This window comes from Dietzia timorensis, from assembly GCF_001659785.1.
Taxonomy (GTDB): Bacteria; Actinomycetota; Actinomycetes; order Mycobacteriales; family Mycobacteriaceae; genus Dietzia; species Dietzia timorensis.
This window is the reverse complement of the sequence record NZ_CP015961.1, coordinates 672,805-695,251: the sequence shown is the minus strand read 5'-3', so window position 1 is coordinate 695,251 and position 22,447 is coordinate 672,805. Positions and strand designations below refer to the sequence as shown.

Genomic DNA, 22,447 nt, shown 5'->3' with positions numbered 1-22,447 from the left:
GCGCATGCAGCGCGGCGGCGAATGGCGATTGCACTGGGCATGTGCCGGGCGACTTCACACTACTCTGCGTGGCCCCTCGCCCTACGTCGCCCCGAAATGGCGAAAGCCCGCCGTCATAGGAAGTGTTTTCCGTATGACGGCGGGCCTTGCGTGCGCCGCTAGGCGAGCTGCGCGCCTCCGGCGTTCGGGCCGTCGGGCGCGGGGCCCGAGGGAGCCGCGGGCAGGCGCGAGTCGCCGGGGCCGGGGACCTTCATGTCCTCGGGGGTCTTGTCCTCGGCGTCCTTGCGCTGTGCCTCGATGGAGCTCTCGGGGCGCGGCTTACCGGTGAAGGTGAACTTCGCGTCCTCGGTCTTCTTCGGGTCGGAGTCCTCGTCCCAGCCCTCGACGTCGACCTCGACGAGTTCGCCTGCGCCGACCTCACCGAAGAGCAGCTTCTCGGAGAGTTGGTCCTCGATCTCGCGCTGGATCGTGCGACGCAGCGGGCGCGCGCCGAGGACCGGGTCGAAGCCGCGCTGCGCGAGCAGACGCTTGGCCTTGTCCGAGACCTCGATGTCCATGTCCTTGGCGAACAGTGCCTTGCGCACGCGCTGGACCATGAGATCGACCATCTGAACGATCTCGTCCTGCGTGAGCTGGTGGAACACGACGATGTCGTCGATACGGTTGAGGAACTCCGGGCGGAAGTGCTTCTTCAGCTCGTCGTTGACCTTGAGCTTCATCCGCTCGTAGGCGTCGTCATTGTTGTTCGACGTCTGGAAGCCGAGGCCCACGGCCTTCGAGATGTCCGCGGTACCCAGGTTCGAGGTGAAGATGAGCACCGTGTTCTTGAAGTCGACGAGGCGCCCCTGACCGTCGGTGAGTCGGCCGTCCTCGAGGACCTGCAACAGGGTGTTGTAGATCTCCGAGTGCGCCTTCTCGATCTCGTCGAACAGGACCACGGAGAACGGCTTGCGGCGCACCTTCTCGGTGAGCTGGCCGCCCTCTTCGTAGCCGACGTAGCCCGGAGGGGCACCGAACAGCCGCGACGCGGTGAAGCGGTCGTGGTACTCGCCCATGTCGATCTGGATCAGCGCATCGTCCTCGCCGAAGAGGAACTGTGCGAGAGCCTTCGACAACTCGGTCTTACCGACACCGGACGGACCGGCGAAGATGAACGAGCCCGAGGGGCGCTTCGGGTCCTTGAGGCCGGCACGGGTGCGGCGGATGGCGCGGGACACGGCCCTGATGGCGTCGTCCTGCCCGATGATCCGCTTGTGCAGCTCATCCTCCATGCGCAGCAGGCGCGTGGACTCTTCCTCGGTGAGCTTGAATACGGGGATTCCGGTCCAGTTCCCGAGGACCTCGGCGATCTGCTCCTCGTCGACCACGGCGGCGACATCCATGTCGCCGGCGCGCCACTGCTTCTCCTTGTCGCCGCGCTCGGCGATGAGCTTGCGCTCGGTGTCTCGCAGTCCGGCGGCCTTCTCGAAGTCCTGGGCGTCGATCGCCGATTCCTTCTCGCGGCGCGCATCGGCGATCTTCTCGTCGATCTCGCGCAGGTCCGGCGGAGCCGTCATCCGCTTGATGCGCATGCGGGCACCGGCCTCGTCGATGAGGTCGATCGCCTTGTCCGGCAGGAAGCGATCGTTGATGTAGCGATCTGCGAGCTGCGCCGCCGCGGCAATCGCGCCGTCGGTGATCGTCACCCGGTGGTGCGCCTCGTAGCGATCGCGAAGTCCCTTGAGGATCTCCACCGACAGCTCGACCGACGGCTCGGGCACCTGCACCGGCTGGAAGCGGCGCTCGAGAGCGGCGTCCTTCTCGATGTGCTTGCGGTACTCGTCGAGCGTCGTCGCGCCAATCGTCTGCAGCTCGCCGCGGGCGAGCTTCGGCTTGAGGATGCTCGCCGCGTCGATCGCGCCCTCTGCGGCGCCGGCGCCGACCAGCGTGTGGATCTCGTCGATGAACAAGATGATGTCGCCGCGCTGGTTGATCTCCTTGAGCACCTTCTTCAGGCGCTCCTCGAAATCGCCGCGGTAACGCGAACCCGCGACCAGTGAGCCGAGGTCCAGCGAGTACAGCTGCTTGTCCTTGAGCGTCTCCGGGACGTCCCCGTTGACGATGGACTGCGCGAGCCCCTCGACGACCGCCGACTTACCGACGCCCGGCTCGCCGATGAGCACCGGGTTGTTCTTGGTGCGGCGGCTGAGCACCTGCATGATGCGCTCGACTTCCTTGCCGCGCCCCACGACCGGGTCGAGCTTGCCCTCCATCGCCGCCTGCGTCAGGTTACGTCCGAACTGATCGAGGACCGTCGAGGTCGACGGGGTGCCCGGATCGCGCCCGGCACCCTGACCTGCAGCTGCACCCGCAGCGGCCTCCTCCTTCCCGGAGTGGCCGTTGACCAGCTGGATAACCTGCTGACGCACCCGGGTCAGGTCCGCGCCAAGCTTGACGAGAACCTGCGCGGCGACGCCCTCACCCTCGCGGATGAGACCGAGCAGTATGTGCTCGGTGCCGATGTAATTGTGTCCGAGCTGCAACGCCTCGCGGAGGCTGAGCTCGAGGACCTTCTTGGCGCGCGGGGTAAAGGGGATGTGCCCGCTGGGCGACTGCTGCCCCTGGCCGATGATCTCCTCGACCTGGGTGCGCACCGCCTCTAGCGAGATCCCGAGCGATTCCAACGCCTTTGCGGCGACGCCTTCGCCCTCGTGGATCAAGCCGAGCAGAATGTGCTCGGTGCCGATGTAATTGTGCTTGAGGAGGCGTGCTTCCTCCTGGGCCAACACCACGACCCGTCGCGCACGGTCGGTGAACCGTTCGAACATCGTTGTTCCCTCGCGTTTCTTTCGGTTTTGTTCGCTGCCTTGCTTAACTAACTAATCCGGACCAACGGACGACCATCGCGATGATCGGCGTTCGCAGGTCCACCTGTCCATTCGCCACTGTAATGGGCCTGGCGAATCTAAGCCCGCCAGTACGGAAACCTGCCGGGAGCAATCGATACCTACGCCCGCGGCATTTGGCCCGTCGATTGAAGTCAACGCACAGGTAGCGCGGAATATTGCCGAGATCGGCCGGTCGCCGTACGCCGATAGCGAACGCCGCCCGAACCGGCGGAATTCGCGCCGTTTCTCAGGCCCACGCAAAGAACCGGGTCCGCCCACGATGTCGACATCGTGGGCGGACCCGGTTCGGATGCGCAGTGGCGCCCGCGCCCCACCGGGGCGCCGAAGCGTGGTGGTTAGACACTCATTCCGTCGTCGCCACCGATCTCGGAGACGTCCGTGGCCTCGTCCTCGGTGAATACGCCGTCACGGTTGTAGTCCTCGTACTGCGCGTCCGGCGCGCCGTCGAAGTTCGTGTCGACCTGGATCACGTCTGCGAAGGCGTCGCCGTCGGTATCGACCTGGAGCTCATCCATGAGCCCGTCGGCGTTGGTGTCGCTCGCGATCGTGTCAGTGACGCCGTCACCATCGCTGTCGATCTCGATCTCGTCGACCCGGCTGTCTCCGTCGGTGTCGGTGAGGATGGCGTCGCCGTATCCGTCGGCGTTGAGATCGACCTCGGTGGAGGAGTACGGGTCGACATTATTGAGCCCGCTCATATCGAGGCCGCCGTTCTCGGTCTCGCGAAGGACGCCGAGGTCCTCGCCGCCCGTACCGGTGATCGCTTCGTCGCCCGCGGGAGCCGAGACATCCTCGGCCGGATCGCGCTCAGGGGCCGGAGCCGGGGCAGGAGCCGCCTCGGGGGCCGGAGCGGCTTCCGGTGCCGGTGCGGCCTCGGGAGCCGGAGCGGCTTCCGGTGCCGGTGCGGCCCCGGCCTCCGGGCTGGAGCCGTCGCCCGAGGCGAAGAGGGCATCGCCGACGCCGGCCTGCGAGTCGGTGACGTTGGACATGTCGTCCTCGGAGTCGACGACGCCGTCGCCGTCGAAGTCGTACTGGCGGACGTCGGCGCTGCCATCGCCATCGGTGTCGTAGGCGATCGTGTCGACCTTGCCATCGCCATCGAAGTCATAGGCCGTGACGTCGGCTTCGCCGGTGCCGTCGGTGTCGACCTCGACCTTGTCCGGGTTGCCGTCATGGTCGCTGTCGGTGACCGTCGTCTCGGCGTAACCGTCGTTGTTGATGTCGGAGGTCACCTTGTCCGCCGCACCGTCGTTGTTGGTGTCGTGCACGTAGTCGTTGGTGATCTTGTCGCCGTCCGTGTCAACCGCCGCGAGGTCGACCTTCCCATCGCCGTCGATGTCCCGGGCCGTGGCCTCCGGGATCCCGTCCCCGTTGAGGTCCACCTCGTAGGTGTCCGGCGTACCCGAAGCGCTCTGACTTCCCACACCGACGACCTGCGCGTTGTCTTCGCCGAGAAGGGTGTTGACCTGGTCGTTGATGTCGCCTGCGTTCTGGTTGGCGTTGGCGTTGGCGTCGTTGGTTCCGGACATGATGTTCTCCTGTGTGGTGGGGCGCTGCTCGCGTTGTGTTGTGTCGTGCTGGCCACTTCCTGGCCGCTCGGTTATGTGAGGCACGGGGTGGGCAAAAGGTTCCCACGCGCTCGAAAAGAATTTCCGGGCTCTCCAAACCCGCAGGCCGAGCGCCGGAAATTGGCTTGCCGTAACGCATACTGGAGCTCGCGTGCCCGTTTCCCAGTGTGCCGCGCGCGTGCCGCTGTCGCCGGGGTTTTCGTCCTATAGTCAAGAGGTGATTCCCTCCAGAACCCGCACGCTCCGGCTCCGCACCTCGGCGACGATGACGGCGGCGGTGCTGTGCTGCGGAGTGGGAACTCCGCTGGCGAGTGCGCAATCGGTTCTGCCTCCGGCGGCCGCAATCACGGCGGGAACGGTGCCTACCGCCGCATGCGGGGACGCGCTTTCTCCGGCCGACCTCTCTCGCATAGCCGAGCTGTCCGCACCGACCGCTCCGGACGAATATTCACTGCCGTTCCTCGAGGAGCGCGCGCGGGCAGCTGCGGAGATCACCGAGATCTTCCTCTCGAGAAACGATCGGCGAGCGATCTTCGGCATCGGCCTGGACCTCGTCGAGTCGCAGGCCGTCCTCCCCCTCTACCGCTCATCCTCGGCCGCCGGTCCGGGCGCCTCCGGGACTATCGGTAATCTTCCGTGGGCCACCCACCTGAGCACCGATCTGCTCGAGGGGTATCTCGCGGCCGTGCACGCGCACGTCACCGGCGGCGCGGTGCCGGAGCACTGGCAGCACTATTTCGAGCTCGCCTCGGACTGCGCGGTCCCCGGTGGTTACGCGGCGATGGCCGGATACAACGCGCACCTCACCGTCGACCTCGCCCGCGCGGTTGCCTCCTCGGGAACGACTCCCGCCGAATACGGCCAGTACCTCGAGATCGTCGGGGCGATTGCCGACCAGGGCGATGCCATTGTCGCTGGCACCCAGGCGGAATTCGACGCCGATCTCGCGCCACTGTGGCGCCTGTACTTTCTCGGCGATGCGGCGGACGCCGTCACCGCCCAGGCCACCGGAAGCACCGGGATCGCCCCCGGGGACGGCCATCGCCTCCTCCTTCGCGCGGGTGACCAAGGCTATTCGACAGTGTCCTTCGCGCACGGCCTCGCGCTTGCCGATCCCGCCACCGCGGAACCGGCTCACGCTTCCGTACGCAACACCTGGCTCCTCGCCGACGGCGCGCTCGAGGCGTTGACGGCGGGGAAACTTCTATAGCCGTGGCTCGGCCCCTCCCCTTCGACGACTCCGCGGTCGACGCCATCGGCGCGGGTTTGCCGGCCTCGGCGCTCATCGATCCACTTCGAACGGCGCTCACCCGCGAGCAGGTCGCCGTCGTCGCCGCGCCGCCCGGTAGCGGCAAGACGACTCTCGTCCCTCCGGTGATGGCACAGCTCTTCGCCGATGACGGCGGACGTATCGTCGTCACCCAGCCCCGCCGGATCGCGGCGCGCGCCGCCGCACATCGCCTGGCCGAGCTCACGGGAACTCGGGTCGGCGAGCTCGCCGGGTTTACCGTGCGCGGCGAGCGGCGGATGTCCGCCGGCGCCGTGGTGGAATTCTGCACGCCGGGGGTTTTACTGCGCAGGCTGATCGCGGACCCGGCGCTGGAGGGGACGTCCGGCGTCATATGCGATGAGGTGCACGAACGCGCGCTCGATACCGATCTCGTGCTGGCGATGGCGGCCGAACTCCGCGAGCTGCGACCGGAGCTCGCGCTCGTCGCGATGAGTGCGACAGTCGACGCGCCCCGGTTCGCCGCGCTGCTCGGCGGCGACGGCCCGCCCGCACAGGTGCTCAATTCGCCGGCCACGCCGCACGAGCTGCGCACCCTGTACGCGCCGGCGCCGGGGCCGCGGCAGGACGGGCGCGGGGTCACCGACGACTATTGCCGCCACATCGCCCAGACCACCGCCGAGGCGCTCGCCGAGCACCCCGGGGACGCTCTGGTGTTCCTTCCGGGCGTGCGCGAGATCGAGCGCGCCGCGGGCCACCTCGAGGCCGTCCTTCGAAGCCGCTGCGCGGATGTAGAAGTGCTGCAGCTGCACGGTTCGCTGCCTGCCCGAGAGCAGGACCGGGTTCTGAGGCCTGCCGAACCGGGTGGGCGCCGTCGCGCGATCGTCGCGTCGTCGGTCGCGGAGTCCTCGCTCACGGTGCCGGGCGTGCGGATCGTCGTCGATTCGTGCCTGTCCCGGGAGCCTCGGCTCGACGCGGCGCGCGGCGTGTCGGGCCTGGTGACGGTGTCGTGTTCGCAGGACTCGGCGATCCAGCGCGCCGGCCGTGCCGCGCGCACCGCCGACGGAGTCGCCATCCGCGCGATCGCCGAGGCCGATTGGAGCAGGTTGCGCACCCACCGCACGCCGGAGATCGCCGCGGCGGACCTCACCCCCGCGGCGCTCGATCTCGCGTGCTGGGGAACGCCGCGCGGCGAGGGACTGCCGCTGCTCGACCCTCCGCCGCGCGCCGCTATCGGGCGGGCTGAATCCGCGCTGTTCCCGATCGGAGCGGTGGATGACGCCGGAGGTGCCACCCCGCTCGGCCGGCTCCTCGCGCGCGTCCCCGCGGACCCGAGAATTGCCCGCGCCCTGCTCGCGGCGGTGGCCTTGACCCCGGCAGCAGTAGACACGGCCGCCGAGGTGACCGCCGCCCTCGGCGATCCGCCACGGCGCCAGGACGCATCGCTCCCCGCGGTGATCGACGAGTTGCGCGCGGGTCGCCACCCGGGCGCGGAGCGCTGGCGTCGCGAAGCCGAGCGGCTCGCGAAGCTGGCGCGTTCACTGTCCGGAGATTACGCGGCCGCGACGGCCGGGGCCGGCGCCCATACGCACCCGGTCCCCGCACTCCCGCCGAAAGGGGACGCGCGGTTGACGGGGTTCGTCACCGCTCTCGCGTTCGGCGAACGCATCGCGCGACGTGTCTCCCCAGCGGGCGATTCCGGCCGCTCGGCGGTCTTCAAGCTCGCCTCCGGCACGCAGGTCCTGCTCGCCCCGGGTTCGGGGATCGAGAATTCCGAATGGATCGTCGTCGCCGAGGCGGGCCGCGTCGGCGAACGGGTGCTCGCCCGCCTCGCCGCTCCGCTGTCCGAGGCCGATGCGCTCGCCGCCGGCCACGCGCTGCTCCGAGAGGACGAGTCCACGATCTTCAACGGCGAGCGTCTGCAGGCCCGTCTCGTGCGCAGGCTCGGCGAGATCGAGCTCTCCTCGACCCCTACCCGGCCGACGCCGGGCCCCGCGCGTAGGGCCATTGCGGAGTGGATCGGCGCGCAGGATGGGAACTCCGGCGTCATCGATTGGTTCGACACTGTAGTCGGCCGCGACTCCTCGGCCGCCTCGCTGCGCCGGCGCCTCGCGTGTGCGCGGGAGGCTTTCGGCGATCCGTGGCCGGACATGAGCGCCGCCGGACTCGCCGCGCAGGCCGAGGAGGGGCTCGCGCAATTCGTCGACGATCTCGCCGCAGGTACCGCGCCCGCGCGAATCGATGCCGCGTCCGCGCTTCGCGGGCTCGTCCCGTGGCCGGAGGCGGGCCGCATCGACGAGCTCGTCCCCGAGCGGCTCTCGCTCCCCTCGGGCAACAGCCATCGCGTGCGCTATCCGGAGCCCGGCTCCGACGAGCGGCCCGCCGTTTCGGCGAAGCTGCAGGAGTTCTTCGGCCTTGCCGAATCGCCCACGGTCGCCGGTGGCCGGATCCCGGTCACCGCGGAATTGTTGTCCCCGGCGGGGCGGCCGCTCGCCGTCAGCACCGATCTGACGTTCTTCTGGGACAACGCCTATCCGGGGGTGCACGCGGAGATGCGCGGGCGCTATCCGAAGCATCCGTGGCCCGAAAACCCTTGGGAGGCCACGGCTACCGCGCAGACCAATCGCAGGTCGGCCAAAAACTCTTAACCCTTTTCACCAGGTATGACGGCGAACTAAGCTACATTTTCAAACAATGCTTAAGTTACCGGTACTCCGTCAGGAATTCTGATGATCAACGACGTCGATGCGGCCGAGGCCCCGCGGGGTGGCGAACTGCCGTCGCCCGCCTTCATGCCGCGCGGGTGGGTGCGCAGCAAACCGTTGCCCGGTTCCCTCGCGCACCATGCCTCGCGCGCGGAGAAGGCCGCCGACCTCATCGGGGCGATCGCAGCGAAGGCCCGTCCGGGCGAACGCATCGGTTCGAAGGACGCGCTGCGCGAGACGTGCGCGGTGTCCGTGGGAACGTTCAACGAGGCGATCAAGTTGGCACTCGAGCGGGGCGTCATCTCCTCGCGTCCGGGCCCCGGCGGCGGACTGTTCGCGCTCGAGCCACCACCGCTGGCGCGGATGATTTCCTGGTTCCGCGCGGCGAGCGGCAACGCTGACGCGCTGGACAACGCGATGTCCATCCGGGGCGCTCTCGCACCGCTCCTCGCAGCCGAGGTGCTCGCGTCGATCACGGACGCGCACCAGCGCGAACTGGAGCTCCAACTCGCGCTCCTGCACCGGGAGCACGAGCGCGGAGATGTCATCGAATACGTGTGGGCCGCGTGGAATCTGCATGCGAAGATCGCGGGCATTTCGACCAACGCGCTGCTGGAGGCGCTATACCTGTCCACGATGGACGTGGCGACCTCCTACCTGCGGACGAAGCTGCAGCAACCCGGGTCGACCGAGATCACCCGGGCCGTGTGGTTCGACTCGTTCACCGCGACCCAAGATTCCCTCGTCGCGGGCATCAGAGACCGCGACCCCGAGGCCATCGTCGGGGCGATCTGCCGCACGAATCCGAAGGTGCTTCTCAGCCCCGCACCGGCCGAGGGTACGGGCACTATGGTCTAGGTGCCGGGGCGGGCACGGTTAGCATGGGGCGGCAAGGAACGCCGCGCCGAAGGAGCTCCCGTGCCTCACCAGACCACTCTCAGGACCCCATCGACGATGGCCGCCGGCCTGGCGCTCGCGCTGCTTACCGCAGGACCTGCGCTGGCGCAGGCGCCTGCCGACACTGCAGAAGCGCCGGATACCTCCACCGCGAATGTGGAGATCTCCGACCCGGACGAACTCGTCTCCGACAGCGCAGAGCAGACCCTGCGCGACGAGACACCGAAGATCGACCTGCCAGAGCAGGTCTCCGAGGTCAGCTACATCGTCTTCGACGATATCGACGGCAACCTCAACGACCATCTCCTGAACTGGTCCGCCGAGAATCGCCCCGAGCTCGTCCCCGATGGCACCGACAAGGGCGATTCCTGGGCGAACGGTCAGCTCATCGTCGCGGTGTCCATGGGCGCGCGGGAGAACGGCGTCTACTGCGGCGATGACGTGTGTGCCGCGCTCGACCTCTTCAAGGGGCCGCATCACGACAGGACTCTGGAAGACATGAAGCCCGGGCTCGGCTCCGACGGGGACGCCCCGAACTTCACCGTGTCCTTCCTCGACGCGGTGCGCACCGCCGCAGACCCGAGCCTCGTGACCGAGGACAACGGCCCCTCGGGTGCCACCATTGCTGCGATCGGCGGAGGAATCGGCGCCGTCGTGCTCGGTGGCGGCGGCTGGGCATACGTCTACTCGCGCCGCAAGAAGACCGCCGAGGCGAAGGAGCACTACGACTACGTGTCCCGCGAATTCGGCTCGGTCGCCCAGCGGCTCGACCACATCGATATCCGCGCGAACTCGCTCACCTCCCCTATCGCGGACGCGGAGCTGCGCCGGCAGTGGGAGGAGGTGCGCGACGAGTTCCTCGCGCTCGGGGACGTCGTCGGCAATTCCGGACTCACCGCGAAATCGACCGATGCCGAGTTCCGCGCGCATCACGAGGAGCTCGCAGGAGCCGCCGAATCGGTGGAGCACATCGAAAACGCCGAGAAGAACATCGAGCGCATCTTTTCGATGGAGCACGGCGACTCCGCTGCGCGCCGCGAGGAGCTCACCCAGCTCTCCGAGGACATCGTCTCCGCCCAGACGGAGACGAAGGACGAGAACCTCACCGCTCGGCTCGGCGCGCTCGAATCCGAGGCGCTCGAGCTTCGCGACGAGCTCGCGGCGGACGACTTCATGGACCGCTATGCCGACCTGCTGCGCTCCTACGGCCACCTTCTCGAGCTCGTCAAGAACTCCGAGATGCCGGAGCTCGACGAGGACGCCGAGGGCCGCCACGCCCCGCGCATCTACGACCGCGACTACAGGGTCGGCCACGGTTACGCCGGGTGGGTGCCGTTCGTCTACATGAGTTCCTGGCACCACGCCGACGTGCAGGCGGCGCAGTCCGCGTCGAGCTCGGGCACCAACACCAGCTTCAGCAGCGGCTTCTCCGGTGGTGGCGGATCTTCGAGCTTCTAGCGATCAGTCGCGCGGGTTCGGCTTGACCATCGGGAAAAGCATGGTCTCGCGGATGCCGAGCCCGGTGAACGCCATGAGCAGACGGTCGATGCCGAGCCCGAGGCCCGTAGTCGGCGGCATTCCCTGCTCGATGGCGGCGAGAAAGTCCTCGTCGAGCACCATCGCCTCGTCGTCGCCCGCGGCGGCCAGGCGTGCCTGGTCCTCGAATCGCTGGCGCTGCACGACCGGGTCGACGAGCTCCGAGTATGCCGTCGCCAGCTCGAAGCCGCGCACGTAGAGGTCCCACTTCTCGGTGACCCCGCGCTCGCTGCGGTGGTCGCGGGTGAGCGGCGCCGTCTCCACGGGGAAATCGCGCACGAAGACCGGCCCGTCGAGCTGGTCGCCGCACAGGTGCTCCCACAGCTCCTCGACCAATTTGCCGTGCAGCCAGCCCTTGCCCTGCGGCACGTCGAGCCCGACGGCGGCGGCAAGCTTTTCGAGCTCCTCTACAGAAGAATCGACGGTGACGGCGGGCTCTCCGCCCTCCCCCGCGAGCTCAGGGTGCTTCGCGCGCAGCGCCTCGTTGAGCGAGGGATACATCTGCATCGACTTCCACTCGCCACCGAAGTCGTACGTCGAACCATCGGCGAGCTCTACCTGCGTAGAGCCGAAGACCTCCATCGCGATCTCCTGGATGATCTCGCGGATCATCGTCGCCGAGGTGTCGTAGTCGCCGTAGGCCATGTACCACTCGAGCATCGCGAACTCGGGCGAGTGCGAGGAGTCCACGCCCTCGTTGCGGAAGTTGCGGTTGATCTCGAAGACCCGCTCGAGCCCGCCGACCACGCAGCGCTTGAGGTACAGCTCGGGCGCGATGCGCAGGTACAGGTCGATGTCGAGGGCGTTCGAGTGCGTGACGAACGGGCGCGCCGCCGCGCCGCCGTGCAACGTCTGCAGCATCGGTGTCTCGACCTCGAGGAATCCGCGCCGTTCGAGCGCGTGGCGCAGCGCGCGGATCACTCGGATGCGCACGAGCGCGTTGCGGCGCGCGGACGGACGCATGACGAGATCGTTGTAGCGCTGGCGCACACGCGTGTCCTCGCTGAGCTCCTTGTGCGCGACCGGCAGCGGTCGCAGCGTCTTCGAGGCGAGCTCCCACGAATCGGCCATGACCGACAGTTCCCCGCGCTTGGAACGCACGACCCGTCCCGTCACGGACACGAAATCGCCGAGGTCCACATCGGACTTCCACGCGTCGAGCGCCTCCTGTCCGACGTTCGCGAGAGACAGCATCGCCTGGAGTTGCGGCGCCACGGCGTCGTCATCCAGCGGTCCCTGCGTGTCGACGCCATCCTGGAGACGCACGAAGGCGAGCTTGCCGGTATTGCGAAAGAACAGCACGCGACCGGCGACGGACACAACGTCTTCGGTTTCTTCGCCGTCGGCCAATTCCGCGTAGCGCGGATCGGTGATGATGTCGCGCAGCGGGGTCGTGCGCGGGACCGACACCGGGTACGCCTGGGCGCCGCCGTCCAGAATCTTCGCCCGCTTCTCGCGGCGAATGCGGAGCTGTTCGGGCGCGTCATCGGCCTCATTACCGTGAGGAGTGACGGCGGAGGCGGACGAATTCTTGGGCTGGGCGTCGCGTTGATCGTTCACGACATACCAGGGTAATGCCCAACCCGCGCGGGCACGATTCCCGGCGAAGGACGGCGGGCCGAACTGCCGGCTCCACGCATGGCCAAGTGTCCATTTCCGACGATTTATCGTATATTTGATAGGTTATTCGTCACGTGCACAGTGCCAAGGAGTAGCCATGACAACGACCACGGCCCGGATGGCCCGGCGACCGCAGCTATCCGAGGAGATCGCCGATCTCGTGGGCAACCAGATCATGGCCGGCGACCTTCGGCCGGGCACCTTCATCCGCCTCGACGAAACAGCCACCACTCTCGGCGTCAGCGTGACCCCGGTGCGGGAGGCGTTATTGACCCTCAAGGGCGAGGGTCTGGTCGATCTCGTGCCGCGGCGCGGCTATTCGGTGTCTCCGCTGAGCAGGCAGGACATCGAGGACATTTTCTGGATCCAGCTGACACTCGCGCGGCGCCTCATCTCCCGGGCGTTCGAGAATTTCGACGACACGGACAGGGCGGAACTGAACCGGCTCGTCGAAGATTTCGCTGAGGCTGCCTCTTCGGGCACGACCGCGTCCGTCGTGCAGGCGCAGCATCGGATCTACCGGACGGTCAACCTCGCCGCCAACTCGGACAAGCTGGTGCGGATCCTCGCCACGGTGTCCCGATACATTCCCGTTCACGTCTACGCGGCAGATCCGGAATGGTGCGCCGAACAGACGGCACTCAACCGGGATCTCGCCGCTGCGGCGACCGAGAATGACGCGGAGAAGGGGCTGCGCTCGTTCGAGGCGCAGTTCACCGACGCGTGCGCGCGGCTCATCGAGCACCTCGAGTCGGCCGGGGTGTGGGACGAGAGCTAATCCGAGACGGCGACGTCGGAACGTCTACATCAGAGACTTGCCGAGCTTCACACGCAGGCGCAGGTCGACAAGCAACACCCGATTGGCGATTTGGCGGATCGGCAGCGGCAGCGTGCGATTCAGCGCAGCGAGAGCCTTGAGCGTGGCGTTGAACCTGCGCTGGTCTTTCGGCGTCCAAGGGACGTCGAGAGCATCTCGAAATTCTGCGTGCAAGAATCCGAAGGTGATCCAGCTGAACACCTTGCCGAAGAGCATCGTCGCCGGTTGCGGCAACATCCTCAGCGCTGCGATGCCCAAAAGGTGTTCGCGCACCTGTGGATCGAATCGAATCTGCTTTGCCCCTTCGTACCAGTAGTCGTCGAACGCGTCGCGACTTTCGGGCCACTGCTCGCGGGACACTTGCAGAGTGGTTCCCAGGACGTGGGCCGACTGGTAAAAGTGCTCCCGCTCATCGTCGGTCATCTTCCCGTAGAGCCATTCGAAGGCGTCTTCGTAACCGATATAGAGGCACGCGGCGACCCACAACTGCAGCCCTGGATCGAGCGCGTCGTACTCAACGGGACTGCCCGCCCCGGAGCGTACGCGTGAATGGATCCGTGTCACCTCACGGCGATATTTTCTTTTGTCCTCATCACTGCCCGTCGTCGCCACGGCAAGGTACTGAAAGGTGGTGCGCGCACGACGCATGGGGTGATAGTAGATGTTCCCGTCTTGAGTGCTTTCCCGGACTCCCCAGCCGATTGCGGGCCAGGACAGCTGCAAGATGACGTTTGCAGCTCCCGCCAACGCACCTATGGTGTCGGTCGCATCGGCGATGCTGGGCATTTCTGCTCGGCCGGACTCGCCGGGCCTGGGCCCCGCGGAAGCAGGTGGCCGGTGCGTGACCTGCGCCTTATCGAAACGGAAATAGTCGGAGGATCTTCTCTGCTCAGCATGGACATTGACCATGTCAGTCTTTTCCTTTCCTGAATGGAGCGCGCTTAGACCGTCTGCGCGTCCTGGAGTTTCCATTCGCCGTCGTGGCGCTGGAGCGTGACGACCATCCGGCTCACGTCCTGTCGGCCATCGGGAACGGCGACGTTGAGGATGTGCTGGTCCAGAAATACGAGCACCACCGCCTCCTCGTCGCTTATCGACTCGACAGCGGCATGTGCGATCTCGGCCGTCGATTCGCCCTTTCCGTTGACGACGAGTTCGCGAAGGGACTCGGCCACCTCGGTGTAGTTGTCGGAGAATTCCGGTGTTGCAGAGGATTTGACGCGTGCGATGTTCGCTTCAAAATCCTCGTGGCTGTACGTGGCGAGGTCGGTGACCATTCGAGTGGCAGCATCCTCGGCAGACGTTCGGAGCTGTTGGTCGCTCCGCTCCCGCCACCAGAGCAAGCCGAATCCGCACGCGGCCACGAGCGCCAAGACAAGTGCCGCGGGAAGGGCAAGTCGGGAGATTCCGCGCCTCTCCGCGCCGCGAGACGAATCCTTTTCGTCCTCGCCGTCTCCGCGGGCAGAGTCCGCACCTTCTCGCTTCACCAATGGAGCACCTCGATTCCGCCGGAAACGTGGACCCGTCGAAGCGGCACACATCGCATGCCATCAACAAATCACATATATCTGATTATTTAGTTTAGACCATGAACAATCAAAAAGTAAGATGGATCACAAATTCTGGGCTGCTCATCCTCCCGCGGACGCCCCTGGATCGCGCAGCATCTTTTCCCAGGATTCGACGACTTCCTCGCCGAGGGGGACGAAGAGCGGATCCTCCACATACTCCGGTCCGGTGACGTCCCCCGGCCGGACGGAGTTCGCGCGACCGCGATCGTCCGGCCGCGGAGCGGCCTCGGCTCCCCGTATCCCCAGGTTTTCGGCCATGGGGCAATAGAGATCGAGGTGTGCTTCGCGCTCACTGGAGTCGTTGACCTCACGTCTTTCGGTCGGATACACACAAACCGGGCCCTGAGTGGCGACAAGCTGGAAATCGGCTCGGCCGTCTTTGACGATTCCGCTCAGCGCGCGGAAACCCTCCGGGCCGACGACGAAGCTCTCCCTAAGTGCTTCCCTCCTGGAGGCGAGAACGTCGGTGACGACGACACCGTTCGCGAGAAGCGCACCGCCGGTCTTCCTGTTGTCGTCGAGCAGCCTCTGTATCCGGGCCATCGCACCAGGGCTGTCATCGAGAAGGTAGACCAACGAGGGTTCCTCTCTCCGAAATTGTTCGGACACATCGCGCATCGCGGTAACTGTGCGCCTTGCCTTCCCCGACCTGGAAGCCAGGTCGCGGGCGACCGGCACTCCGACGTCGACGAGCCCGCTGAGAGTCGGGGCACTTTCGTTCACTGCTCTCGCGAGCGTCGAGGTGTTCTCGATGATGCCGGCGAGTTCGGGTCCGGTTCCCTCCAAGGTCGTGGAGACTTCGCCGACAAGCGACTCGAGCGCCTCGGTGTCGACGGTGGAGAGCGAGGTGTAGACGTCGGCGAAGAGTTCTTCGAGGGGCACGGGAGCGAGTTCGTCCGGGGTATCGAGGACTCCGCCGTCATCCAGCATGGGGCCCTGCGCCGTGGTGGGCCGGACGTCCAGGTACTTGTCGCCGAGGACGGTGCTCGAGGTGACCTGGGCACTCGACCCGACAGGGATTCGAACATCCCCGTCGATGCGCACCACGACCGCGATCTTTCGGTCCCGGATTGTCGTATCGGAAACCACGCCGACGTCTCTGCCGCGGTAATTGACCCGCATCCCGGTGGCCAGGCCCGAGGCATCGGAGAGTTCGGCGTGAAGTTCGTAATTCGAGTACGTCGCCAGGTCGCTGGAGATGTAGCGGTACCCGTAGGCCAGCGCGACCACGGAGATGACGGCGAAGATCGCGATTTGCACGAGGATGTGTCGATTCACGGTTCTCCCCCACCCCCGCGCTCCGCGCCGCGCGCCATGCCGCCGGAGTAGAGCGAATCGAGGGAGCCCGGAACATCGAGCGCGCCATCGAAGGCCAGATAGTCGCCGGGGGACGCGTCGTTGAAAAGGTCGACGAACTCCGTGAGTTTCACCAGGATCGGACCGGCCTCTCCCTCCAACGACTGCATGTCTTCGAGGAGGGCTCGAGAGTGGTCGAGCAGTGGCGTGTAGTTCGCGCTCGTCGAGTCGACGAAGATGCGAAGTTGTCCCGACAGGGTGACCGTCGTGCCCATGAGGTCGTCGAGCTGGTCGCGATTCTCGGCGACTTCGGTGACCACGTCCGCAGAAACTGCCATACCCCTATTGAGGAGGTCACGCCGATTGTGGAGGGCCTCGGTGATGCGCCCCAGGGTGTCCATCGTGTCATTGATGTCCTGGCGATGTAGCTCGTAGAGCTCGAGCATGCGGTCGCCTCGATCGGAGACGCGGTCGAGCGCCTGCCCCTTTCCTGCGAGTGCCGTCGACAGCTCGGTCATCACTGTCTTGAATTGCTCGATCCCGGAACCATTGAGAAGCATCCCCACGGTCGCCAGACTCGACTCGAGGTCGGGGCCCATGGCGGTGCGAAACCGCGGGATCGAGTCTCCGTCGCTGAGAACCTGAGTTCCGGGATCCTGTGGGGGTTCGATCGCCACGAATGGAGAGCCCAGCGCCGTCGGTTGTCGGATCTCGGCGAAAGGCTCACCGGGAATATCCGCCAGTTCGGAATCGAGGGTCGTGGTGACGATTGCTTCTTCGCCATTCGTCTCGACCAAGGCGACCCGGCCGATGATCAGTTCGCCGTACCGTACTTCTGTGCCGGTATTGACCCGATCCGCGCGTTCGAAATACATGCGTACGTCGATAGCGCCCGAACCGGCGGGCACACCGAGCGGCAGTTTTTGAAGCGACAGCCACGGGCTGTGCATGGCGACGACGATCGTGACGAGGAGAACTGCCACCCCGGCAATCGCGATGAACGGGCGCGCCCATCCGCGGCCCTGGTCTGCGACGTCTCTCGGTCGCCTGTCTTTCGCTGTGGGTGTTCCGAATACGGTCACTACGACCCACTCCTCATCGCCTCGTCGAGCTGTCCGATGAAGCTCAGCGGATCGGTTCTCGATAGCGGAAGCGATACCGGGTTCGAAATTCCTGCGCCGGCGCAGATGGGTAGCGGCTGGTGCGAACAGAATTCCTCACCCTTGGCGAAGGATGCGAGATCAGTGGAAATGTTCAACCGGATCCGGGCCCGTCCGTCTTCGCCGATTCCGCGTGGGAAGTTGCTCATCATCAATGGATAGAGGTCCATGATTTCGGCAAGATCGTCCTCGTGGTTTGCCAGCATCTCGGTGGTGACGAGGGTGGCGGACGTGCTTTCGGTGAGGTCCAACCCGTTGTCCTCGACGAACCTGTCGATGTCGCGGAGTAACTGCGCGAGTTCCCTGGTAGCCACCCCGTAGTCGGTCTGTCCGGCCGTGATGGTTTCGCTGGCCCCGTCCAGCGCGTCGATGAGTTCGGACAGCGACTCGTCCTGCCCTCCCACGGCTCGCAGCATCACCGTGAGATCTTCTGCGATCTGCTGCATGTCACCGGACCGGTCTCCGGTGACGCGAGTGACGGAATTGAGGTCGCGAATGGCCTGGTTGAGTTCCGGCCCCATGCCTTCAACGGATTCGGCCCCCTTGGACAGCGCGGAAGCGGCCTCGTCTGAGCTAGGGGCCAGCGATTCGCTGATCGTGTTGAGATTTCTCGCGAAGTTCTCGAACTCGAGCGGCGCGCGTGTGCGCTCCACGGGGATGACGTCCCCCGATTCGAGCGCCTGCCCGCCCTCGTAGGCCGGCGAGATCTCGACGAATCGGTCGGATACCGCGGCGGGCGTCATCACCAGCGCCATCGCGTCCCTCGGGAGCGCGACGTCGGGATCGAAGGACATCACCACCCGCACGATGTCTCCGGCGGGCTCGACGTTTTCGACGCGCCCCACAGTCACGCCGACCATCCGGACCTGGGATCCTTCGAAGACGCCGCTCGTCGACGCAAACTCGGCCGTGATCTCGAGCCGCGGAGGCCCTTCGGTGATTCGATACGCCGTCATCAGCGCGAGGATCAGCACTCCGACAGCCAAGAGGCCGAGTGCCACCCGGCGGGCGGTTTTCGCGGTTGTGCGTGTTAACGACATCCGGTCATCACCCCGATCGTGCAGAGAAGTGCGTCGGGAATCGGCCCTGAGGGCGCCGCCACCTCGGTCCACGGTCCGTTGCCCGTGGCGTTGGTGACTCCTCTCACCGCAGGCGCCAAGCGTGTCAGCGTGGAGTCGAGCGTCTCCTTATTTCGCTTGTACGTCTCCGTGATCGATGTGAGGTTGGTGGTCAGTGCGTCGATTTCCGGTCGCTCCTCGTCGAGTAGCGAATTCAGCTGCGTTGCCAGCGCTTCCGTATTTTCGATCAGCGCGATGAGCCGGTCCCGCCGGTCGGCAAGCACCTGGAGGATGACGAGAGTCCGGTCCTTTAACGTGGTCACGCCCTGCTCCTGGGCCGCCAGGACGCCCGTGGCCTGCCTTGTCGCCGTCACCAACTGGTCGAAGTTGTCTCCTTCCTGCCGCAGCATCCGTAGCGCCGCGGAGATGTCACCGAGGTTGCTTCCCGCGCCCTCCGTGTCTTGCGGCAGGACTCGGTCCAGATCGTTGATCAAGGTAGCGAGTGAATCGGTGTCGAGATTGTCGGCGAGGTCTTCGACTTGGGTGTCGATGTCGTCCAACGAGTACGGCGAGGAGGTGCGACTGATCTCGATCAGTCGCTCGTCGCCCAGGTTTGCGGTTCCAGCGGGAGTGACCTCGAGAAACCTGTTCCCGAGAAGGGACGAGATACCGATGTGCGCGCTCGTGCCCGCACCCAGCTCCTGGTGCTCATCGAGCCGGAAGGTGACCACCGCGTGACCTGACTCGATCGAGAGGTCGGCAACTCGTCCGCTCGGAACCCCTGCGACAAGCACCCGGTCCCCCTCTTTCAGACCGGCGGCGTTATCGAAAGCGGCGTGGTACTCGGCCGTTCGCAGCTGGTAATACAGTTCCGGCACGCCGATGCTCACCACGAAGAGAACTCCCATCAGGACGATGGAGATCGCGCCCAGCACGATCGGATTGCCACGCTTGTTTCGACGTGGGTCTCGAACGACGTCGGAGAAACTGTCCGCGAGTACTCGAATCATGTGTCTCACTGGCACACCTCGGAATTCGGTTCACCGAAGAAATTGAACTCCTCCGGGCCGGTGGAAACGGTGAAGTTGCACATGTAAAGGCTCACGAAACCGCCATAGTCGGTGAGCCTGGTCGCCGTGGTGAAAAACGCGTCCGCTCGGCCCAGCGCACCGTCGAACTCCCGGGTGTTCGGTATCCAGTCGTCGGTGACCACCCGCGCCGTGGAGATGTTCGCGCGAATCGACGGGTCGTTGCTGGCGATCGCGGACGAGAGAGTCGCGACGGTGGCATCGCCATTGTCGATGAGGTCGGCGAGGTCTCGACCGTCGTTCCGGGCCAGCACCTCGGACACGGTTCCGAGACCGTCGATCAGTCGCTCGAGGTCGTCACGACGGTCGTAGAGGTCTCGTTCCAGATCGCCCAGGTTCGACATGAGCCGGCTATACACGTCCGACCGGGAGACAAGGTCCCTGCTCGCGAGCGCCAGCCGGCTCAGCATGCGATCGAGGGCACCGGGTTCGCCTTGAAACGCGGCGATGATCGTTTCGGTGAGCGCGTTGATCTGGTTGGGATCAATCGACTCGAAGAGCGGCTTGAACCCATTGACCAAGGCAGTCAGGTCGAGCGGCCCGGTTGTTCGCTCTATGGGAATTCGAGAGTTCTCCGGTAGCGGATCTTCGTTCGAGAGCGCCGACGTCTGTCCGTCCGGAGGGTCCAGCGAGAGATACTTGACGCCGAGCATGTCCCCGAACCGCACGGAGGCACGGACACCGCGCCGTATCGGTTGGTCGCTCGACACCTCGAATGTGGCAACCGCCGTGACGGTACCGTCCTCCGCCGTCATACGGCTTACGTCCGTGACCCGACCGACATTGACCCCCGTGATGGCGACGTCGCTACCAGGGGACAACCCCTCGGCTCCGGTGAATTCCGCCGAGTAGGTGTGAGCACCCCACCCGAGCGGTGGGCGGAGGCTATTGACCACGAGCACGGACGCGACGACCCCGATGAGGCAATAGACGAGGAGCTTCACAGTAGCTGCGGTACCGGCGGCTCTCATCTCGGATGCACCTCCAGCCCTCGCGTCATCGGCGCCGCCATGGTCCACATGGGTGTGGTAGCTGCGGCGACCTCGCCGGAATCCGGGTCCGACAGTTCCTGCAGCTCACCCAGCTGCTCGCGTTCTCGCGTCACATTGACGACGTTGCCGCAGCTCACTCCGCGAAGGGCGCCCACCTGGGGGCAATCGGAAGCGTCATAAGGCATCGGGTCCTGGAAGCTGGGAACCGCCGTGATGTCGAACAGGCCGGTCGCAAAGACGGTTTTCCCCTTATCGGCAAAGTCGTCCATCCCCCTGATCGTCGTGCTGAGGGAGTTCGGCACCGACGAGACCGCTCCGGTGATGGTCGTCGAATCGTTGATCACCTTGCTCGCGTTGCCGACATTGTCGCCGAGAAAGTCCGAACCCGAGCGGGAGATATTCAACCCTGCGCCGAGCACATTTCGGATCGAGTTCTCGCGATCCAGTACCAGCTGCGAGGTCTGCGTCGCGTTATCCAGCGTCTCGAGCAACTCGGGAGTGGCGCCATCGATGTCACGGAATAGCACCGCGATCTCCGGGGTCGCCTCGGCCAGCTTCTCGAGCCCGGGCATGAGCTGGGCACCGGCGGAATCCGCATCGTCGATCATCTGCCCGAGAGTCTTGCCCCGCCCGTCGAGGGCCTGCGCAAGCGCGGTCATCGTCGTCTGGAGCTTCTCGGGTTCGAGGGCACCGAGGACATCGACTGTCCGCGTGTACACGTCATACAGCTGGACGGCCTCCTCCGAATCATCGAAGGCCAATTCGGCCCCATCCCGAAGTCCGGTACCGGTGTGGGACGGAGGATCGCGAAGGTCGATCTCGACATCCCCGAATAGCGTTCTGGGTACCGCTCGCACCACCGCATCCGCAGGGATCTGCGCCGCGTGGGTTTTGCCGATCTGCAAAGTGAGGTACGCCCCCGGGAGTTTGTCCCCGATGCTCTTACCGTCCGAGCTTCTGACTTTCCCGACCGGCAGACCGTGATAGGTCACCTGCGCATTGTTCGGGACTCGCCCCGCTCCGGCCGGAAGCTGAGCGGTGACTTCGACATCCATGTTCAGCACCCCGGCACCCTTTGCCACGAGGAGACCGCCGAGAAGCACGAATAAGAGCGCCGCCGCAATCCCGCGCACGGCGAATGCGCCATCTGTGGTTTCCCGGGAGCGGCGCGACATCAGGTGATCCCCAGCGCCGACAGCTTCGGGATCATGCCCCACAGCGCGAATGTGAGAATCACATCGAGAAAGCCAACCGTCAAAATCGACGCCCGTAGCGCTCGTCCCGCCGCTCGGCCGACGCCTTCGGGGCCGCCGTATGCGTTGTATCCGTAGGAACAATGCACCAACACGATGACGACGCAGAACACGATCGCCTTGACCATCGAATAGGCGATGTCCGTCGGCGTGAGCGCCAGGTTGAAATAATGATCGTAGGTGCCCGGGTCGCCGCCATTGATGAGTACGACCGTCAAGCGTGTCGAGATGTAGGCAGCGAGAAGTCCAACGGTGTACAGGGGGACTATGCAGATCAGGCTCGCGATCAGCCTCGTTCCGGCGAGGTACGGGACTGCCGGGACGCTCATGGCATCGAGGGCTGCGATTTCATCGGAAATCCGCATCGCGCCGATCTTCGCGGTGAACCCCGTCCCCACCTTTGCTGCCACCGCGATCGCGGCAACGACCGGTGCGAGCTCGCGGGTGTTGGCCATCGCGCCGATCATTCCGGACAGCGTCGTCATCCCGATGAGCTCCATGCCCCGGTACATTTCGACCCCGACCATCATCGCCGCGACGGCCGACATCGCCAAGACGACTCCGATGGTTCCTCCACCGGCGATCATCGACCGCGACCCGAACCCGACGTCGACGATCTGGCGGAGAATCTCCGGCCAGTAGCGGCGGACCGCCACCGGCAAGCTCGTCACGGTACGTGCGGCGAATGTCACGTGGACACCGATCTCCACGAAAAATCGCACGATCGGATGGAATACACGGCCGATCCGCCGCACCTTCATCGCCGTGGT

Annotated in this window: 17 protein-coding genes; 5 read left to right on the top strand and 12 right to left on the bottom strand. The window is 65.8% G+C overall.

Annotation, left to right across the window (positions count from 1 at the left end):
• Positions 1-158: 158 nt before the first annotated feature.
• Entirely contained in the window at positions 159-2,807 is a 2,649-nt protein-coding gene (locus tag BJL86_RS03190) for an ATP-dependent Clp protease ATP-binding subunit (RefSeq protein ID WP_067476029.1), read from the bottom strand.
• 416 nt (positions 2,808-3,223) lie between these two features.
• Positions 3,224-4,417: a hypothetical protein gene (locus BJL86_RS03185; RefSeq protein WP_067476026.1), complete on the bottom strand. Its 1,194-nt coding sequence runs from the start codon at positions 4,415-4,417 to the stop codon at positions 3,224-3,226.
• Positions 4,418-4,673: 256 nt separating this feature from the next.
• On the opposite strand from BJL86_RS03185, the gene BJL86_RS03180 reads away from it, so the two are divergent.
• The 4 genes from BJL86_RS03180 (at position 4,674) to BJL86_RS03165 (ending at position 10,744) form a co-directional block, all read left to right on the top strand.
• A complete protein-coding gene (locus tag BJL86_RS03180; RefSeq protein WP_156515366.1) occupies positions 4,674-5,666 on the top strand; it encodes a DUF5995 family protein in 993 nt (330 codons plus the stop codon).
• Between the two features lie 2 nt (positions 5,667-5,668).
• On the top strand, positions 5,669-8,332 hold the full coding sequence (hrpB, locus tag BJL86_RS03175) for an ATP-dependent helicase HrpB (protein WP_198034341.1): 2,664 nt from the start codon (positions 5,669-5,671) through the stop codon (positions 8,330-8,332).
• Positions 8,333-8,413: 81 nt separating this feature from the next.
• On the top strand, positions 8,414-9,247 hold the full coding sequence (locus tag BJL86_RS03170) for a FadR/GntR family transcriptional regulator (RefSeq protein ID WP_075844816.1): 834 nt from the start codon (positions 8,414-8,416) through the stop codon (positions 9,245-9,247).
• A gap of 60 nt (positions 9,248-9,307) precedes the next feature.
• A complete protein-coding gene (locus BJL86_RS03165) occupies positions 9,308-10,744 on the top strand; it encodes a DUF5129 domain-containing protein (protein WP_156515431.1) in 1,437 nt (478 codons plus the stop codon).
• Between the two features lie 3 nt (positions 10,745-10,747).
• Here BJL86_RS03165 and lysS read toward each other — a convergent pair whose 3' ends face one another.
• Positions 10,748-12,382, bottom strand: coding sequence for a lysine--tRNA ligase (gene lysS, locus BJL86_RS03160; protein WP_082908693.1), 1,635 nt, complete (start codon positions 12,380-12,382; stop codon positions 10,748-10,750).
• 157 nt (positions 12,383-12,539) lie between these two features.
• Here lysS and BJL86_RS03155 point away from each other — a divergent pair, with 157 nt between their 5' ends.
• Positions 12,540-13,220 (top strand): GntR family transcriptional regulator, encoded by a 681-nt coding sequence (locus tag BJL86_RS03155; RefSeq protein WP_067477476.1) that lies wholly within the window; start codon positions 12,540-12,542, stop codon positions 13,218-13,220.
• 24 nt (positions 13,221-13,244) lie between these two features.
• On the opposite strand, the gene BJL86_RS03150 is transcribed toward BJL86_RS03155, so the two are convergent.
• The 9 genes from BJL86_RS03150 to BJL86_RS03110 form a co-directional block, all read right to left on the bottom strand.
• The gene (locus BJL86_RS03150; RefSeq protein WP_197487647.1) at positions 13,245-14,168 is read right to left on the bottom strand and encodes an oxygenase MpaB family protein; all 924 of its coding nucleotides are present in this window, start codon (positions 14,166-14,168) and stop codon (positions 13,245-13,247) included.
• Between the two features lie 32 nt (positions 14,169-14,200).
• Positions 14,201-14,746, bottom strand: a complete 546-nt coding sequence (locus BJL86_RS03145) for a hypothetical protein (protein WP_067477479.1) — start codon at positions 14,744-14,746, stop codon at positions 14,201-14,203.
• A 144-nt stretch (positions 14,747-14,890) separates the two neighbouring features.
• Positions 14,891-16,108, bottom strand: a complete 1,218-nt coding sequence (locus BJL86_RS03140; protein ID WP_067477482.1) for an MCE family protein — start codon at positions 16,106-16,108, stop codon at positions 14,891-14,893.
• The gene (locus tag BJL86_RS03135; protein WP_067477485.1) at positions 16,105-17,208 is read right to left on the bottom strand and encodes an MCE family protein; all 1,104 of its coding nucleotides are present in this window, start codon (positions 17,206-17,208) and stop codon (positions 16,105-16,107) included. Before BJL86_RS03135 ends, BJL86_RS03140 begins: the two co-directional genes overlap by 4 nt.
• On the bottom strand, positions 17,208-18,326 hold the full coding sequence (locus BJL86_RS03130; protein ID WP_082908695.1) for an MCE family protein: 1,119 nt from the start codon (positions 18,324-18,326) through the stop codon (positions 17,208-17,210). Before BJL86_RS03130 ends, BJL86_RS03135 begins: the two co-directional genes overlap by 1 nt.
• Positions 18,317-19,354 carry an MCE family protein gene (locus tag BJL86_RS03125; RefSeq protein WP_082908696.1) on the bottom strand — a complete coding sequence of 346 codons (1,038 nt, stop codon included), beginning with the start codon at positions 19,352-19,354 and terminating at the stop codon, positions 18,317-18,319. The genes BJL86_RS03130 and BJL86_RS03125 overlap by 10 nt, the downstream gene beginning before the upstream one ends.
• A gap of 5 nt (positions 19,355-19,359) precedes the next feature.
• On the bottom strand, positions 19,360-20,403 hold the full coding sequence (locus BJL86_RS03120; protein ID WP_067477491.1) for an MCE family protein: 1,044 nt from the start codon (positions 20,401-20,403) through the stop codon (positions 19,360-19,362).
• A complete protein-coding gene (locus tag BJL86_RS03115; protein ID WP_067477492.1) occupies positions 20,400-21,599 on the bottom strand; it encodes an MCE family protein in 1,200 nt (399 codons plus the stop codon). The genes BJL86_RS03120 and BJL86_RS03115 overlap by 4 nt, the downstream gene beginning before the upstream one ends.
• Positions 21,599-22,438 carry an MlaE family ABC transporter permease gene (locus BJL86_RS03110; protein ID WP_082908697.1) on the bottom strand — a complete coding sequence of 280 codons (840 nt, stop codon included), beginning with the start codon at positions 22,436-22,438 and terminating at the stop codon, positions 21,599-21,601. Before BJL86_RS03110 ends, BJL86_RS03115 begins: the two co-directional genes overlap by 1 nt.
• Positions 22,439-22,447 lie beyond the last annotated feature (9 nt).

Excerpts from the sequence above, each read along its gene's own strand:
- BJL86_RS03125 (WP_082908696.1), bottom strand. The coding sequence starts at position 19,354 with ATGATTCGAGTACTCGCGGACAGTTTCTCCGACGTCGTTCGAGACCCA.
- BJL86_RS03155 (WP_067477476.1), top strand. The coding sequence starts at position 12,540 with ATGACAACGACCACGGCCCGGATGGCCCGGCGACCGCAGCTATCCGAG.
- BJL86_RS03130 (WP_082908695.1), bottom strand. The coding sequence starts at position 18,326 with ATGTCGTTAACACGCACAACCGCGAAAACCGCCCGCCGGGTGGCACTC.
- BJL86_RS03170 (WP_075844816.1), top strand. The coding sequence starts at position 8,414 with ATGATCAACGACGTCGATGCGGCCGAGGCCCCGCGGGGTGGCGAACTG.
- BJL86_RS03150 (WP_197487647.1), bottom strand. The coding sequence starts at position 14,168 with ATGGTCAATGTCCATGCTGAGCAGAGAAGATCCTCCGACTATTTCCGT.
- BJL86_RS03110 (WP_082908697.1), bottom strand. The coding sequence starts at position 22,438 with ATGAAGGTGCGGCGGATCGGCCGTGTATTCCATCCGATCGTGCGATTT.
- BJL86_RS03190 (WP_067476029.1), bottom strand. The coding sequence starts at position 2,807 with ATGTTCGAACGGTTCACCGACCGTGCGCGACGGGTCGTGGTGTTGGCC.
- BJL86_RS03120 (WP_067477491.1), bottom strand. The coding sequence starts at position 20,403 with ATGAGAGCCGCCGGTACCGCAGCTACTGTGAAGCTCCTCGTCTATTGC.
- BJL86_RS03115 (WP_067477492.1), bottom strand. The coding sequence starts at position 21,599 with ATGTCGCGCCGCTCCCGGGAAACCACAGATGGCGCATTCGCCGTGCGC.
- BJL86_RS03185 (WP_067476026.1), bottom strand. The coding sequence starts at position 4,417 with ATGTCCGGAACCAACGACGCCAACGCCAACGCCAACCAGAACGCAGGC.